General features: G+C 39.9%; 3 protein-coding genes. All 3 read left to right on the top strand.

The window, feature by feature from the left end; translation table 11 throughout:
- Positions 1–679 precede the first annotated feature (679 nt).
- The 3 genes from B5D54_RS16450 to B5D54_RS16435 all read left to right on the top strand — a co-directional run bounded on the left by B5D54_RS16450 (position 680) and on the right by B5D54_RS16435 (position 2106).
- A complete protein-coding gene (locus tag B5D54_RS16450) occupies positions 680–1021 on the top strand; it encodes a DUF4258 domain-containing protein (protein ID WP_078927615.1) in 342 nt (113 codons plus the stop codon).
- Between the two features lie 10 nt (positions 1022–1031).
- The gene (locus B5D54_RS16445; RefSeq protein WP_062907537.1) at positions 1032–1469 is read left to right on the top strand and encodes a helix-turn-helix domain-containing protein; all 438 of its coding nucleotides are present in this window, start codon (positions 1032–1034) and stop codon (positions 1467–1469) included.
- A gap of 238 nt (positions 1470–1707) precedes the next feature.
- Positions 1708–2106 carry an aegerolysin family protein gene (locus B5D54_RS16435; protein ID WP_078927613.1) on the top strand — a complete coding sequence of 133 codons (399 nt, stop codon included), beginning with the start codon at positions 1708–1710 and terminating at the stop codon, positions 2104–2106.
- Positions 2107–2506 lie beyond the last annotated feature (400 nt).

The following is a 2506-nucleotide window of genomic DNA, read 5'->3' as shown; positions in this document are numbered from 1 at the left end:
GTTAGTAAAGTTACATAACAAAGCATTTAAGAGGGACAATCAACGCGTGGCATTTTTGGTTTGGGTGGGTATTTAAGGTTACGGCTGGCTAGTTTTAGTACAGCTATTTGCGTTGCCTGCCCCTTAATGCGGCGTTAGCTTAAAACAATGAAAATCAATTGTTTGCAGCCTGTTTTTTCTTCCCTTGGCAGCTCGTTCCGGTTTCTCGGCAAATCAGCATTGTTTGCCAACGCGAGTTTTGAGCAGTTGCCTCAATTGAATTTTGGGATTGCGCTAGGTGAGTAAGTTTGGCGCAAAGTCGCTTTGGCAGTTTTGCATTCGCTTTGAGTTTTCCGAAAATGAGTTCTCAAAATTTACTGGTTTTCAAAGCGCATGAATGGCCACAAATTTGAGTTATTTCGGGTTTTAAAGCTCAGGTGGTTTGCCGGTTTCCTAAATCGGGTTAGTCTCAGGCTTGGTAAATTTAAGGTGCTGAAATTTAAGCTAACAAACTGCTTAAGCGGGATTCGCAATGCGTGGCATTTTTAGCATGCGGTGGGTTTTGTGATTAGGTTGGTGTGCTGTAACTTTTGTAGTGCATTGCTCACCCCTTAGCAGGGCGTTAGGGCTATTCATCAAATCTTGCGTTTAATCTTTTTCTCGCTCATAATTGAAACTATCAAATTGATAGGTGACCCGTATGTCAGATAATAAACTTGAGGGAATAGATGAGTTCCCGCTGACCTCAGCGTCAGCAAAGAAACTCATCAATGAACTGGCAAGTAATCATACAGCGAGAGTTTACATTAGTTCTCATGCGAGAGAACGCATGGAACAACGTGGTGTGACTCGAATGCAAGTATTTCAGGTACTTAGCAATAAGCACAGTAGAATAACGGAAGCTCCTCATCAAACACCTAGAGGTGACTGGAAATGTAACCTTCAAGGTATGGCTGCTGGTGAAATCGTAGAAGTTGTTGTTTCCCTAAAGAGACACGAAAGCGATCCATCTGCATTTGTTGTTACGGTTATAGTTAAGTAAAGGGGCTAATATGTATCACTATAAAGAATGTGGTCTACCGTATGTTTATTTAACAAATGGCTTTACTATCGACAAAGTAGAGGATGAAGAATTTGTTAGTATCGACAACCTTTATGAGTTGCACGCTCTTATCGGTAGAAACATAGTATCTCAAGTAAGGCCTATTTCTCATCAAGAGTTCAAGTTTATTCGCATCGAGCTCAATATGTCGCAAAAGGCGCTGGGTAACTTGTTAGGAGTAGATACTCAAACAGTTGCTCGCTGGGAAAAGGGGCAATCAGTCATTCCAAGGACAGCCGATGTGACTCTTCGTGCATTGTATGCAGAGTTCAATGACGACGATAGCCAAATTGGTCTTTTGCTAAATATGCTTTCAGACTCAGAAATTGAATCAACAATGGCAGAGTTACATTTAGAAGAGCAAGACAACAAGTGGCGTGTAGCATAGCCCTAACAAACGCTTCAAGAGGGACAGCCAACGCGTGGCATTTTTACTATGCGTTGGTTTTTGTGATTACGGTGTTATGCGGAAAGTTGGTAGTAGCGTTGTCTGCCCCTTAAGCGGGCGTTATATTTTTTATGAGCCTTGATGCATTCTATTTGATGGTCTATCTTAAATTTGCTTATCTCAAGTTGGCTATGAGAACAGATAAGTAGACTTATCATTCATGAAAAAGGTATATAATATGGCTTATGCACAATGGATTAGCATCACAATCGAACCTAAAAATTATGACGTCACTATCAAAAATATTCATAGTGATTGGGGCAAATTTTATCAAGGAAGTAAAGATAACGAAATTTCTCCGGAAGATATTGATGGCCGAGTCGTAAAAGTCGGTGAAAAATTCACGATATCTTCATGTGGTCGTTCAGATGCCGCTTCTGGAACAGAAGGTTCTTTTGATATATATCGAGATGACACGCACGTAGGTAACTACTACTGGGATTGTCCATGGGGAAGCAAGAAAAATACATCGACTTGGACAAATGATAACTCTAATTTTATAACTCAAGTAACGGGTGGAAATCTAGACAGTGGTGCGATCGGTAACGTAAGTATAGTTTCCGTATATATAGGCTGATCAGCTGTTCATTTCTAGCATTTTAAGGCTCGATATATGTCGAGTCTTCTTTATTTCAGAGTATAAATATAACAAAGCGTTCAAGAGGGACAGCCAACGCGTGGCATTTTTATCATGCGTTGGTTTTTGCGGTTACAGTGTTATGCGGAAAGTTGGTAGTAGCGTTGGCTGCCCCTTAACGCGGCGTTATGTAACCGTAGAGAAAAATCCCACAATGCATTGAAATAAAGTATTTTTATCCTTTTGTATTTTAAGGTAGAGCTTCTACTTTGCATGCTGGATAATTTTAACTGATTGTTTTAATGGGTTATTTTCAAACGTATAAATCCAGTTTTATTCATATTAGCTTAGTGTTCATCTTCTTATTCTTCGAGTCTGTATTCTGAACTTAATGGTAAAG

The organism is Vibrio cincinnatiensis DSM 19608 (assembly GCF_900167345.1).
Classification (GTDB): domain Bacteria; phylum Pseudomonadota; class Gammaproteobacteria; order Enterobacterales; family Vibrionaceae; genus Vibrio; species Vibrio cincinnatiensis.
Note: the sequence above shows the minus strand (reverse complement) of the source record. Positions and strands in the feature narration are given on the sequence as shown.